Annotated in this window: 11 protein-coding genes; all 11 read right to left on the reverse strand. The window is 73.4% G+C overall.

The window, feature by feature from the left end; translation table 11 throughout:
- Positions 1 to 24 precede the first annotated feature (24 nt).
- The 11 genes from coaBC to V6U77_RS13420 all read right to left on the reverse strand — a co-directional run bounded on the left by coaBC (position 25) and on the right by V6U77_RS13420 (position 12654).
- The gene (gene coaBC / locus V6U77_RS13370) at positions 25 to 1233 is read right to left on the reverse strand and encodes a bifunctional phosphopantothenoylcysteine decarboxylase/phosphopantothenate--cysteine ligase CoaBC (RefSeq protein ID WP_334606613.1); all 1209 of its coding nucleotides are present in this window, start codon (positions 1231 to 1233) and stop codon (positions 25 to 27) included.
- Between the two features lie 14 nt (positions 1234 to 1247).
- Positions 1248 to 1511 carry a DNA-directed RNA polymerase subunit omega gene (gene rpoZ, locus V6U77_RS13375; RefSeq protein WP_007075826.1) on the reverse strand — a complete coding sequence of 88 codons (264 nt, stop codon included), beginning with the start codon at positions 1509 to 1511 and terminating at the stop codon, positions 1248 to 1250.
- 46 nt (positions 1512 to 1557) lie between these two features.
- The gene (locus V6U77_RS13380; protein ID WP_334606615.1) at positions 1558 to 2091 is read right to left on the reverse strand and encodes a guanylate kinase; all 534 of its coding nucleotides are present in this window, start codon (positions 2089 to 2091) and stop codon (positions 1558 to 1560) included.
- 25 nt (positions 2092 to 2116) lie between these two features.
- Positions 2117 to 2434 (reverse strand): integration host factor, actinobacterial type, encoded by a 318-nt coding sequence (gene mihF, locus V6U77_RS13385; protein ID WP_007458370.1) that lies wholly within the window; start codon positions 2432 to 2434, stop codon positions 2117 to 2119.
- Positions 2435 to 2609: 175 nt separating this feature from the next.
- Entirely contained in the window at positions 2610 to 3449 is an 840-nt protein-coding gene (pyrF, locus tag V6U77_RS13390) for an orotidine-5'-phosphate decarboxylase (RefSeq protein ID WP_334606617.1), read from the reverse strand.
- Between the two features lie 108 nt (positions 3450 to 3557).
- Positions 3558 to 4832, reverse strand: coding sequence for an adenosylmethionine--8-amino-7-oxononanoate transaminase (locus tag V6U77_RS13395; RefSeq protein ID WP_334606619.1), 1275 nt, complete (start codon positions 4830 to 4832; stop codon positions 3558 to 3560).
- Entirely contained in the window at positions 4829 to 5848 is a 1020-nt protein-coding gene (locus V6U77_RS13400) for a quinone-dependent dihydroorotate dehydrogenase (RefSeq protein WP_334606621.1), read from the reverse strand. The genes V6U77_RS13395 and V6U77_RS13400 overlap by 4 nt, the downstream gene beginning before the upstream one ends.
- A gap of 19 nt (positions 5849 to 5867) precedes the next feature.
- On the reverse strand, positions 5868 to 9239 hold the full coding sequence (gene carB, locus V6U77_RS13405) for a carbamoyl-phosphate synthase large subunit (RefSeq protein WP_334606623.1): 3372 nt from the start codon (positions 9237 to 9239) through the stop codon (positions 5868 to 5870).
- On the reverse strand, positions 9232 to 10395 hold the full coding sequence (gene carA, locus V6U77_RS13410; protein WP_334606625.1) for a glutamine-hydrolyzing carbamoyl-phosphate synthase small subunit: 1164 nt from the start codon (positions 10393 to 10395) through the stop codon (positions 9232 to 9234). Before carA ends, carB begins: the two co-directional genes overlap by 8 nt.
- Positions 10396 to 10453: 58 nt before the next feature.
- Positions 10454 to 11731, reverse strand: a complete 1278-nt coding sequence (locus V6U77_RS13415) for a dihydroorotase (RefSeq protein WP_334606629.1) — start codon at positions 11729 to 11731, stop codon at positions 10454 to 10456.
- Positions 11728 to 12654 (reverse strand): aspartate carbamoyltransferase catalytic subunit, encoded by a 927-nt coding sequence (locus tag V6U77_RS13420; RefSeq protein WP_334606630.1) that lies wholly within the window; start codon positions 12652 to 12654, stop codon positions 11728 to 11730. The genes V6U77_RS13415 and V6U77_RS13420 overlap by 4 nt, the downstream gene beginning before the upstream one ends.
- Positions 12655 to 12755 lie beyond the last annotated feature (101 nt).

Consider the following 12755-nt stretch of genomic DNA (forward strand, 5'->3'; position numbering starts at 1 on the left):
TCCGGTCGTGCCCGGTTCCAGCCGTCAGGAACGGCCTGGCAACCGGGCCACCACGAGGTCCCAGACGTCGTCGGCGAGATCCTCCTTGGACCGCTCGGGCATCCGGCTGACCGAGCCGTCCGCGCCGATGACCGTCGCGGCGTTGGTGTCGGCGCCGAAGACCTTGTCGGGCCCGACCTCGTTGATCACGATGAGGTCCGCCCGCTTGCGGGCGAGCTTGGCCCGGCCGTTGGCCTCGGCGTCGCCCGTCTCCGCGGCGAACACCACCAACACCTGCTCCGGGCGACGGCGCCGGCCCAGCTCGGCCGCGATGTCCGGGTTGGTGACGAGCTCGATGGTGGGCGCGCTGCCGTCGTCCGACTTCTTGATTTTGCCAGGCGCGTAGGTCGCGGGACGGAAATCGGCCGGAGCCGCCGCCATCACCACCGCGTCGGCCTCGTCCGCCGCCGTCAGTGTGGCGTCGCGCAGCTCGCCCGTGGTGCCGACCCGGACCACGTCGACGCCTGCCGGATCGGGCAGCGAGACGTTGGCCGAGATCAGGGTGACGCGGGCGCCGCGGGCCACCGCGCAGCGGGCGAAGGCGTAGCCCTGCTTGCCCGACGAGCGATTGCCGAGGAAGCGGACGGGGTCGAGCGGCTCGCGGGTGCCGCCGGCGGTCACCACCACGTGCCGTCCGGCGAGGTCGGCGGGGGCCGCGACGCCCCTCGCCAGGGCCCGGCGGGCGACCGCGAAGATCTCCGCCGGATCGGGCAGCCGGCCCTTGCCGGTGTCGGCGCCGGTGAGCCGGCCGACGGCGGGCTCGACGACGCGCACGCCCCGGGAGCGCAGCGTCGCGACGTTGGCGACGGTGGCCGGGTGCTCCCACATCTCGGTGTGCATGGCCGGGGCCAGCACGACCGGGCAGCGGGCGGTCAGCAGCGTGTTGGTGAGCAGGTCGTCGGCGAGGCCGTGGGCGGCCTTGGCCAGCAGGTCGGCGGTGGCCGGAGCGACCACCACCAGGTCGGCCTGCTGACCGAGCCGGACGTGCGGCACCTCGTGCACGTCCGACCAGACGTCGTCGGCGACGGGCTGGCCGGAGAGCGCGGCCCAGGTCGGGGCCCCGACGAAGCGCAACGCCGACGCGGTCGGCACGACCCGGACCTGGTGGCCCGACTCGGTGAGGAGTCGCAGCAGCTCACACGCCTTGTAGGCGGCGATGCCGCCGCCTACCCCGAGGACGATCCGGGGGGACATCGACGCGCGGCGGATTACGGCTGGTCGGTCGGCTCGGCGGTGAGCAGGCCCGCGTTGATCTCGCGCATGGCGATGGAGAGCGGCTTCTCCTGCGGGGTGGTCTCGACCAGGGGGCCCACGTATTCCAGCAGGCCCTCACCGAGCTGGCTGTAGTAGGCGTTGACCTGGCGTGCACGCTTGGCGGCGAAGATCACCAGCGCGTACTTCGAGGTCGTCTTCTCGAGAAGCTCGTCGATCGGCGGGTTGGTGATGCCTTCGGGGTTTGCGATGGATCCCACGAATTAACCTCTGCGTCTATCGCACCACGCGTGGCGGTGCTGGCGCTCAACCGCGCATGTGCGGCGGCGCCGAAGCCAGGAAAGAAGAACCGGACAAGCCTACCAGCTCGTCGACGACCCGCCCGGTCAGGTCGTGCGCGAGGGTGTGTTCGAAGGCGGCCAGCGTGACCTGCCGGGGGACGGTCCCCGGCGGGTGCAGCAGCACCAGCCGGGCGTCGGGCAGCACCGCGGAGACCCGCAGCGCGCCGGCGAGGTCGAGGCCGATCAGCACCGGCTGGCCGGCGGCGAGCCGGGACCGCAGCGGCGCGAGGGGGGTGCCCCGCCGGTGGGGGCCGGCCTTGCTCCACTCCAGCAGCTCCCCGGCGGCGACCATCCGGTCGAACTCGGCGGGGGCCAGGAAGAGCCGGTCGACGCCGTCCAGCTCGCGCTCCCGGCGCGGGCGCGTGGTGGCCGGCACCGGGATCCAGACGGATGGAGAACGCGCCCGGACGCGCTCGACGACACTCTCCGTGCCGGAGCCCGAAGGCCCCGTCAGGACAGTGAGCCGAGCCGCCGGGCGCGCCTCGTCATCCGTGCTCACTGCTTGTTTCTACACGCAGCCAGGCTCAGTTGGCGGCGAACTCTCCAAGCAGTGCCTTGCGCTGCTGCTCGCCGAGGCCACGCAGGCGACGGCTGTCGGCGATCTTGAGCTTCTCCATGATCTGGGTGGCCCGGATCTTGCCGATACCCGGCATCGCCTGCAGCACGGCGGAGACCTTGAGCTTGCCGACGACGTCGTCGGACTCGGCACGCTCGAGGACGGCTCCGAGGGTGGTCTTGCCCTGCTTGAGCTGCTCCTTCAGCTCAGCACGGGCCTTGCGGATCTCCGCGGCCTTCTCCAGCGCGGCAGCGCGCTGTTCCGGGGTCAGTGACGGGAGCGGCACCAGTTCTCCTCAGGTCCCTATCGCGACGGGCGGGACGCACCGCCGCATCTGTGAAACGTGGTGTCGCTGTGAACCAAGGGGTCCGTGGTTCCCAGCGCCGGGAAAACTAGCGGTAGACGGCGCATTCGGCAACGTGGGCGCGCGATGATCTTTACAAAGGTGACCGAGCCGTCAGTCAGTCACCAGCGGCGAGGGCGGCCCGGCAGTCGGTCAGGGCACGGTCGGCGGCGGCCCGCAGGGCGTCCGGATCAGGACCCGCGCCCAGCACCTCGCGCGAGTACGAGGGCAGCACGGCGGGCAGGGCGGAGCCGAAGACGACGCGCAGATCCGCCGCGGTGGCGCCCTGCGCGCCGAGCCCCGGGGCGAGCAGCGGACCGTTCACGGCGGAGAGGTCGTGGCCGGTGTCGCCGATCGTGGCGCCGACCACCAGCCCGACGCTGCCGAGCGGCTGCGCACCGGCGTTGAGCTGGGAAATCTCGTCGATGACGGCCTGCGCGACGGTGCGTCCGTCGGCGGTGCGGGCGCGCTGCACGGCGGCGCCCTCGGGGTTGGAGGTGAGGGCCAGCACGAAGACCCCGCCACCGTGCTCGGCGGCCAGTTCGAACATCGGCGCCAGCGCGCCGACACCGAGGTACGGGCTCGCGGTCACCGCGTCCACATGGACCGGGCTGGATGGGTCGAGGTACGCCGAGGCGTACGCGGCGACGGTCGAGCCGATGTCGCCGCGCTTGACGTCCAGTAGAACGAGCGAGCCGGCTTCGCGTAACTGTCGGATAGTTGACTCAAGAATCGCCACACCTTTCGAGCCGAACCGCTCGAAAAAGGCCGACTGCGGCTTGATCACCGCGACCCGGTCACCGAGGGCTTCCGCGACCGTCCGGGCGAACCGGTCAAGCCCCCGCACGTCGTCGTCGAGCCCCCAGCGGGCCAGCAGGCCCGGGTGCGGGTCGATGCCGACGCAGAGCGGTCCGCGCTCGGTCACCGCCCGGTGCAGTCGGGCGCCGAAGCTCTCCATCCGGTTCTCTCCCTCTCCTCGGCGCCCCGGGGCGGCCACCGCCCGGGAACGCTCCCGCGCGGGCGGCGCGCGCCGCCCGCGTACTCCCGCCGGAGCGTGACCGACCGCTCAGCCGGCCCGCACCGCGGCGGCGACCCCCGCGGCGATCCGGGCCACGTCGGCGTCGTCGGTGACGTACGGCGGCATGGTGTAGACCAGGTCGCGGAACGGCCGCAGCCAGACCCCCTCGGCCACGGCGGCGGCGGTCGCGGCGGGCAGGTCCACCTCGTGGTCCAGCTGGACCACGCCGATCGCGCCGAGCACCCGCACGTCGGTCACCCCCGGCGCGTCGCGCAACGGCTCCAGGCCGGCCCGCAGGCCCGCCTGCACCCTCGCCACCTGCCCCGCCCAGTCCCCGGCCCGCAGCAGGCCGAGGGAGGCGTTGGCGACCGCGCACGCCAACGGATTGCCCATGAACGTCGGGCCGTGCGCCAGCACCCCGCCGGCGGAGATGCCCCGGGCGACCTGCGCCGTGCAGAGCGTGGCGGCCAACGTCAGGTAGCCGCCGGTGAGCGCCTTGCCCACGCACATCACGTCGGGCGCCACCCCGGCGTGCTCGGCGGCGAACATGGCGCCCGTGCGGCCGAAGCCGGTGGCGATCTCGTCGAAGATCAGCAGCACCCCGTGGGCCCGGGTCACCTCGCGCAGCACCCGCAGGTAGTGCGGGTGGTGGAAGCGCATCCCGCCGGCGCCCTGGACCACCGGCTCCACGACGACCGCGGCCAGCTCCTGGGCGTGCCGCTCGACCGCCTCGACCAGGGCCGCCTCGTAGGCCGGGTCGGGCGGGGTGTCGAAACCGGCGGGCGGCACGGGGGCGAAGACCTGCCGGGGCAGCACGTCGCCCCAGAGGTGGTGCATGCCGCCCTCGGGGTCGCAGACGCTCATCGGGTGGAACGTGTCGCCGTGGTAGCCACCCCGCCAGGTGCCCAGCCGGCGGCGCTGCGGCCGGCCGGTGGCCCGCTGGTACTGCAGGCACATCTTGATCGCGACCTCGACGCCGACCGAGCCGGAGTCGGCCAGGAAGACGTGCTCCAGCCCGTCCGGGGCCAGCTCGACCAGGGTGGCCGCCAGGCGGACCGCCGGGGCGTGGGTGAGCCCGCCGAACATCACGTGGCTCATCCGGCCGAGCTGCTCGGTCACCGCCGCGTCGAGCGCCGGGTGCCGGTAGCCGTGGATCGCCGCCCACCACGACGACATCCCGTCGACCAGCTCCCGGCCGTCGGCCAGCCGCAGCCGTACGCCCTGGGCGCCCTCGACCACGTGGGGCGCGCTGGCCGGCGGCAGGGCCGCGTACGGGTGCCAGACGTGCGCCCGGTCGGCCGCCAGGATCTCCTCGGGGGTCACCCGCGCCTCCCCGTGGCGCGCACGGCGGCGCGGACCAGGGCCGGGCCCCGGTAGATGAAGCCGGTGTAGAGCTGCACCAGGGCGGCGCCGGCGTCGGACATCCGGGCCGCGGCGTCCGGGTCCACGATGCCCCCGACGCCGATCACCGGCAGCCGGCCGCCGGTCTCGCGGTGCACGAACGCGACCACCTCGCGGGCCCGGTCGGCGAGCGGCCGGCCCGACAGGCCGCCCGTCTGCGCGCCGCGCTCCCGGTCCGCCGGGGCGAGACCGTCGCGGGCCAGCGTGGTGTTGGTGGCGATCACCCCGGCGGCGCCCCGGGCCAGGCAGACCTCCAGCAGCTCGGCGATCGCCGGCTCGGTGAGGTCCGGGGCGATCTTCACCAGCACCGGCTTCTCCCCCACCAGCGCCGCCAGGATGGCGTCCAGGTGCGCCCGGTCCTGCAGCGAGCGCAGGCCCGGGGTGTTCGGCGAGGAGACGTTGACCGCGAAGTAGTCACCGTGCTCGCGCAACGCCCGGTACGAGGCGAGGTAGTCCGCCACCGCCCCGTCGAGCGGGGTCACCTTCGACTTGCCCAGCGAGATGCCCAGCGGCACCCCGATCGGACGGGGCAGCGCCGCGAGCCGGGCCGCGAGGGCCTCGGCGCCGGCGTTGTTGAAGCCCATCCGGTTCACCACGGCCTCGCTGTCGCGCAACCGGAACAGCCGGGGCCGGGGGTTGCCCGGCTGCGCGTGCGCGGTGACCGTGCCGACCTCGACGAAGCCGAAGCCCAGCGCCGGCCAGGCCGGCAGCGCCACGCCGTCCTTGTCCATGCCGGCCGCGAGCCCGACCGGATTGGGGAACTCGACGCCGAACACGGTGCGCGGCGCCCGGACGGCGTAGCGGGCCCGCAGCACGGCCAACGCCGCCGGCCGCCCGGACAGCCGCGCCAGCCGCCGCAGCGTCCACTCGTGCGCCGCCTCGGCGTCCCCGCCCCCGATCCGGAACAGTCCCGGCCGGACGACCCGCTCGAACATCACCGCGCGCTCGCCGGGGCGGTCACTCGGCGGCCCGCAGGGCGGCGTGCAGCTCCTGCAGCGGACGGACCTGCATGTCGCCCCGGATCCGCGCCTCGATGCCCATCACCGCCGCCGCCGCGCCCGGCACCGTGGTGATGCACGGGATGTCCGCCGTGACGGCGGCGCTGCGGATCTCGTAGCCGTCCGAGCGGGCGCTCGCGCCCGAGCCCTGCGGAGTGTTGATCACCAGCGCCACGTCGCCGCCGAGGATCAGCGACACGGCGTCCTCGCCCCCGCCGGACTCGTAGTGCTTGCGGATCTGCTCGCAGGCGATGCCGTGCCGGCGCAGCACCTCGGCGGTGCCGGTGGTGGCGACGATCTCGAACCCCAGGTCGGCCAGGCGCTTGATCGGGAAGATCATGCCGCGCTTGTCCCGGTTGGCGACCGAGACGAAGATCTTCCCGGCGGTCGGCAGCGAGCCGTACGCGGCCGACTGCGACTTGGCGAAGGCGTGCCCGAAGGCGATGTCGATGCCCATCACCTCGCCGGTGGACTTCATCTCCGGCCCGAGCAGCGAGTCCACGCCCTTGCCGGTGCGGGTGCGGAACCGCTTGAACGGCAGCACCGCCTCCTTGACCGCGATCGGGGCGCCGGCCGGCAGCGAGCCGCCGTCCCCGGTCGCCGGGAGCAGCCCCTCGGCGCGCAGCTCGGCGATGGTGGCGCCCAGCGCGATGCGGGCCGCCGCCTTCGCCAGCGGGACCGCCGTCGCCTTGGAGACGAAGGGCACCGTCCGGGACGCGCGGGGGTTCGCCTCCAGCACGTAGAGCATGTCGTCCTTCAGCGCGTACTGCACGTTGAGCAGGCCGCGCACGCCGACGCCGCGGGCGATCGCCTCGGTGTAGCGGCGCACCTGGGCCACGTGCGAGCTCGCCAGCGTGATCGGCGGCAGGGAGCAGGACGAGTCGCCGGAGTGGATGCCGGCCTCCTCGATGTGCTCCATCACCCCGCCGAGGTAGACCTCCCCGTCGGCGTCGCAGAGGGCGTCCACGTCGATCTCGATGGCGTCGTCGAGGAAGCGGTCGACCAGCACCGGGTGGTCCGGGGAGATCTCGGTGGCCCGCCCGATGTAGTCACGCAGCGTGGCGTCGTCGTAGACGATCTCCATGCCCCGCCCGCCCAGCACGTACGACGGCCGGACCAGCACCGGGTAGCCGATCTCGTCGGCGATCGCCTTCGCCTCGTCGTACGAGGTGGCCATGCCGTGCGCCGGGGCGCGCAGCCCGGCCCGGGCCAGCACCGCCCCGAACGCGCCCCGCTCCTCGGCCAGGTGGATCGACTCCGGCGAGGTGCCGACGACCGGCACGCCGGCGTCCTTCAGCCGCTGCGCCAGCCCCAGCGGCGTCTGCCCGCCGAGCTGGACGATCACCCCGACCACGCCCGGCCCGCCGGCCGCCCGCCCGGAGGAGTCCTCGGCGTGCCAGACCTCCAGCACGTCCTCGAACGTGAGCGGCTCGAAGTAGAGCCGGTCGGCGGTGTCGTAGTCGGTGGAGACGGTCTCCGGGTTGCAGTTGACCATCACGGTCTCGTAGCCGGAGCCCGCCGCCCCGCCGATCGGCGCGCTGCGCAGCGCCTGAACCGCGTGCACGCAGGAGTAGTCGAACTCGATGCCCTGACCGATCCGGTTCGGCCCGGAACCCAGGATCATCACCTTCGGCCGGGCCGACGGCACGACCTCCGTCTCCTGGTCGTACGTCGAGTAGTGGTAGGGCGTGGTCGCCTCGAACTCGGCGGCGCAGGTGTCCACCGTCTTGTAGACGGGGCGGACGTCGAGGCGGTGCCGCAGCGTGCGTACGCCGTCCTCGGCGGCCAGCTCCGGGCGCAGCGCGGCGAGCTGCCGGTCCGACAGGCCGGCCCGCTTCGCCCGGCGCAGCAGCTCCGCGTCGAGCACCGGGGCGTCCACGATCTCCGCGCGCAGCTCGACCAGCGCGGCGATCTGGTCCAGGAACCAGGGGTCGATCCCGCCGGACGCGGCGGTGACCTCCGCGATCGACGCGCCGAGGCGCAGCGCCCGCTCGACGGTGTAGAGCCGGCCGTCGTGCGGCACCCGCAGCGCGGCGAGGGTGTTCTCCCTCGTCGCGCCGGCCGGGTCCGGCAGCGTCCAGAAGCCGCCCGCCTTGGTCTCCAGCGAGCGCATCGCCTTGTTCAGCGCCTCGCTGAAGTTGCGGCCCAGGCTCATCGCCTCGCCGACGGACTTCATCGTGGTGGTCAGCTCCGGGTCGGCGCCCGGGAACTTCTCGAACGCGAACCGGGGGATCTTCACCACCACGTAGTCCAGGGTCGGCTCGAACGCCGCCGGGGTCTTGCGGGTGATGTCGTTGGGGATCTCGTCGAGGGTGTAGCCGATGGCCAGCTTCGCGGCGATCTTCGCGATCGGGAAGCCGGTCGCCTTGGAGGCCAGCGCCGACGACCGGGACACCCGGGGGTTCATCTCGATGACCACGATCCGGCCGTCGGCCGGGTTGACGGCGAACTGGATGTTGCAGCCGCCGGTGTCCACCCCGACCTCGCGCAGCACCGCGATGCCCAGGTCGCGCAGCTGCTGGTACTCGCGGTCGGTCAGCGTCATGGCCGGGGCGACCGTGACGCTGTCGCCGGTGTGCACGCCCATCGGGTCGATGTTCTCGATCGAGCACACCACCACGACGTTGTCGTGCCGGTCGCGCATGAGTTCGAGCTCGTACTCCTTCCAGCCGAGCACGCTCTCCTCGATGAGCACCTCGTGCACGGGGCTGGCGGCGAGCCCGTCGCCGGCGATGCGGGCGAGGTCCTCCGGGGTGTGCGCCATGCCGGAGCCGAGGCCGCCCATGGTGAACGACGGCCGGATCACCACCGGCAGGCCCAGCTCGGCGACGGTCGCCTCGACCTCCGCCATCGAGTGGCAGACCCGGGAGCGGGGCACCAGGCCCGTGGGGTCGTCGAGACCCAGGCGTACGCCGGCCTTGGCGACGATGTCCTTGAACAGCTGCCGGTCCTCGCCGCGGTTGATCGCCTCGATGTTGGCGCCGATCAGCTCCACGCCGTACTTGTCCAGCACGCCGGCCTCGTGCAGGGCGACGGCGGTGTTGAGGGCGGTCTGCCCGCCGAGGGTGGGCAGGATCGCGTCGGGGCGTTCCTTGGCGATCACCAGCTCGACGAACTCGGGGGTGATCGGCTCGACGTACGTGGCGTCGGCGAACTCCGGGTCCGTCATGATCGTCGCCGGGTTCGAGTTGACCAGGCTGACCCGGATCCCCTCGCTGCGCAGCACCCGGCAGGCCTGGGTGCCGGAGTAGTCGAACTCGCAGGCCTGCCCGATCACGATCGGCCCGGAGCCGATCACCAGGATGTGCTTGAGATCGGTCCGCTTAGGCATCTGTGCGCCCCTCGCTCTGGGTCCGGCCCTCGATGAGCTCGGCGAAGCGGTCGAAGAGGTAGTCCGCGTCGTGCGGACCGGCCGCCGCCTCCGGGTGATACTGGACGGTGAAGGCGGGCACGTCCCTGGCCCGCAGCCCCTCGACCACGTTGTCGTTGAGGCAGACGTGACTGACCTGGACGCCACCGAACTCGGTCTCGATCACCGCATCGGGTACGACCGCGCCGTGGCCCGCGCCGGGGACCTCGACGGCGAAGCCGTGGTTGTGGCTGGTCACCTCGACCTTGCCGGTGACCCGGTCGAGCACGGGCTGGTTGATCCCGCGGTGGCCGTAGCCGAGCTTGTACGTGCCGAAGCCCAGCGCCCGGCCGAGGATCTGGCTGCCGAAGCAGATCCCGAACAGCGGCACCCGCCGGCGCAGCACCTCCCGCGCCAGGGCCACCGGCCCGTCGGCGGTGGCCGGGTCGCCCGGACCGGGCGAGAGGAAGACCGCGTCGGCGCCGGTGGCGAGCAGGTCGTCGATGGTGGAGCCGGCCGGCAGCACGTGGGTAGTGACCCCGCGGGCGGCGAGCCGGCGCGCGACGTTGCGCTTGATGCCCAGGTCCAGCGCGGCGACCGTGAACCGGTGCTCGCCGGAGGCCGTCACCACGTACGGCTTGTCCGTGGTGACCTCGGCGGACAGGTCCGCCCCGACCATCTCCGGGGCCTGCCGCACCCGGGCCAGCAGCGCCCGGGGGTCGGTCTCGACGCTGGAGATGCCGACGCGCATCGCGCCGCGCTCGCGCAGGTGCCGGGTCAGCGCCCGGGTGTCGACGCCGCTGATGCCGACCACGCCCTCGGCAACCAGCCGCTCCTCCAGCCCGCCGGTGGCCCGCCAGTTCGAGCCGATGCGGGCCGGGTCGCGCACCACGTAGCCCGCGACCCAGATCCGGCCGGACTCGTCGTCCTCGTCGTTGACGCCGGTGTTGCCGATGTGCGGGGCGGTCTGCACCACCACCTGACGGTGGTAGGACGGGTCGGTCAGCGTCTCCTGGTAGCCGGTCATGCCGGTGCTGAAGACCGCCTCACCGAAGGTCTCCCCGACGCTGCCGTACGCCTCGCCGTGGAACGTCCGCCCGTCCTCCAGGACGAGGATCGCCGATCGTCTGCGGGTCATGCCGCGTCTCCTTCGATCCGGACTGCGGGGCTCCGCTCCGCTGCACTCCTCGCTCGGATCACTTGAGGGCCTTTCCGTCCAGGACCGTCGCCTCGCCGCGCAGGAAGGTCGCCACGATGCGACCTGGCAGCGTCATGCGGGCGTACGGGGTGTTGCGGCTACGGCTGGCCAGCTCCGCCAGCTCGATGGTGCGCCGGGCGGCCGGGTCGACCAGGGTCAGGTTCGCCGGCACGCCGGGTGCCGGGTCGAGGCCGTGCCCCTCCAGCCCGGCGATCCGGGCCGGGGTGCGCGACATCCGCTCGGCGATCAGGTCCCACTGCGGGCCGAGCACGTCGAGGGCGATCGACAGCGCCGTCTCCAGGCCGAGCATGCCCGGCCGGGCGTACGCCCACTCGCACTCCTTGTCCTCCACCGCGTGCGGGGCGTGATCGGTGGCGACGACGTCGATCACGCCGTCGACCAGAGCCGCCCGCAGCGCGGCGATGTCGGTCGCGGTACGCAGCGGCGGGTTGACCTTGTAGACCGGGTCGTAGGTCTCGGCACGCTCGTCGGTGAGCAGCAGGTGGTGCGGCGTGACCTCCGCCGTGACCCGGACGCCCCGGGCCTTCGCCTGGCGCAGCACCTCGACGCTGCCGGCGGTGGAGACGTGGCACACGTGCAGGCGGCTGCCGACGTGCTCGGCGAGCAGCACGTCCCGGGCGATGATCGCCTCCTCGGCGACCGCCGGCCAGCCGGTCAGGCCGAGGCGGGTCGACACCTCGCCCTCGTGCATCTGCGCGCCCTCGGTGAGCCGGGGCTCCTCGGCGTGCTGGGCGATGATCCCGTCGAACGCCTTCACGTACTCCAGCGCCCGGCGCATCAGCCTCGGGTCGGCGACGCAGTGCCCGTCGTCGGAGAAGATCCGCACCCGCGCCGCCGAGTCCGCCATCGCGCCCAGCTCGGCGAGGTGCTCACCGGCCAGGCCGACCGTGACCGCGCCGATCGGCTGCACGTCCACCAGCCCGGCCTCCCGGCCCAGCCGCCAGACCTGCTCGACGACGCCGGCGGTGTCGGCCACCGGCGAGGTGTTGGCCATCGCGCAGACCGCGGTGTAGCCGCCGAGCGCCGCCGCCCGGGACCCGGACTCGACGGTCTCGGCGTCCTCCCGGCCGGGCTCGCGCAGGTGGGTGTGCAGGTCGACCAGGCCGGGCAGGGCCACCAGCCCGGTGCCGTCGACGACGGTCGCCTCCGGCGCGTCCAGTCCGGCGCCGACGGCCGCGACGACGCCGTCGCGGATCAGCACGTCGGTCGGCGCGGCGCCGACGACGCTGACGTTGGAGATCAGGTACGAGCTCACCGGTTGTTCCCCCCGAGCAGCAGGTAGAGGACGGCCATCCGCACGGAGACCCCGTTGGCGACCTGTTCGACGATGGTGGAGCGGGGCGAGTCGGCGACCTCGGGCGTGATCTCCATCCCCCGGTTCATCGGTCCGGGGTGCATGACGATCGCGTGCTCGGGCAGCCGACGCATCCGCGGGCCGTCCAGCCCGTAGCGGCGGGCGTACTCGCGGGCGGACGGGAAGTAGGAGGCGTTCATCCGCTCGCGCTGCACCCGCAACATCATCACCACGTCCGACTGCGGCAGCACCGCGTCGAGGTCGTAGGAGACGTCGGTGCCGGGCGCGAGCGCCTGCGCGATGTGCACGGGGATCAGCGTCGGCGGCCCGACCAGGGTCACCTTGGCGCCGAGCGTGGACAGCAGCAGGACGTTGGAGCGGGCCACCCGGCTGTGCAGGACGTCCCCGACCACCGCGACCGACAGGCCGGCCAGCCGCCCCAGCCGGGAGCGCATCGTGTACGCGTCGAGCAGCGCCTGGGTGGGATGCTCGTGGGTGCCGTCGCCGGCGTTGACCACCGAACCGTCGACCCAGCCGGCGAGCCGGTGCGGGGCGCCGGAGGCGGGATGCCGGACGACCACGGCGTCGGCCCCCATCGCCTGCAGGGTCAGCGCGGTGTCCTTCAGGCTCTCGCCCTTGGTCACGCTGGAGCCCTTGGCCGAGAAGTTGATCACGTCGGCGCTGAGCCGCTTCGCCGCAGCCTCGAAGGAGATCCGGGTACGGGTGGAGTCCTCGTAGAAGAGGTTCACCACGGTGCGTCCCCGCAGCGCGGGCAGCTTCTTGACCTCCCGGCCGGCGACGGTGGCCATCTCGGCGGCCGTGTCCAGGATCTCGGTGGCGGTGGCGGCGTCCAGGTCGGCGCCCGAGAGCAGGTGGCGGATCACTGGCTCTGCCGCCTTTCGTTCGCGACGGGGCTCCGCTGCGCTGCACTCCTCGCGCTCACCGGGGCCTGCCTTTCGCTCGCGGCTGCGGGGCTCCGCTGCGC

The organism is Micromonospora sp. CPCC 205546 (assembly GCF_036902715.1).
Classification (GTDB): Bacteria; Actinomycetota; Actinomycetes; order Mycobacteriales; family Micromonosporaceae; genus Micromonospora.

Excerpts from the sequence above, each read along its gene's own strand:
- carB (WP_334606623.1), bottom strand. The coding sequence starts at position 9,239 with ATGCCTAAGCGGACCGATCTCAAGCACATCCTGGTGATCGGCTCCGGG.
- carA (WP_334606625.1), bottom strand. The coding sequence starts at position 10,395 with ATGACCCGCAGACGATCGGCGATCCTCGTCCTGGAGGACGGGCGGACG.
- coaBC (WP_334606613.1), bottom strand. The coding sequence starts at position 1,233 with ATGTCCCCCCGGATCGTCCTCGGGGTAGGCGGCGGCATCGCCGCCTAC.
- pyrF (WP_334606617.1), bottom strand. The coding sequence starts at position 3,449 with ATGGAGAGCTTCGGCGCCCGACTGCACCGGGCGGTGACCGAGCGCGGA.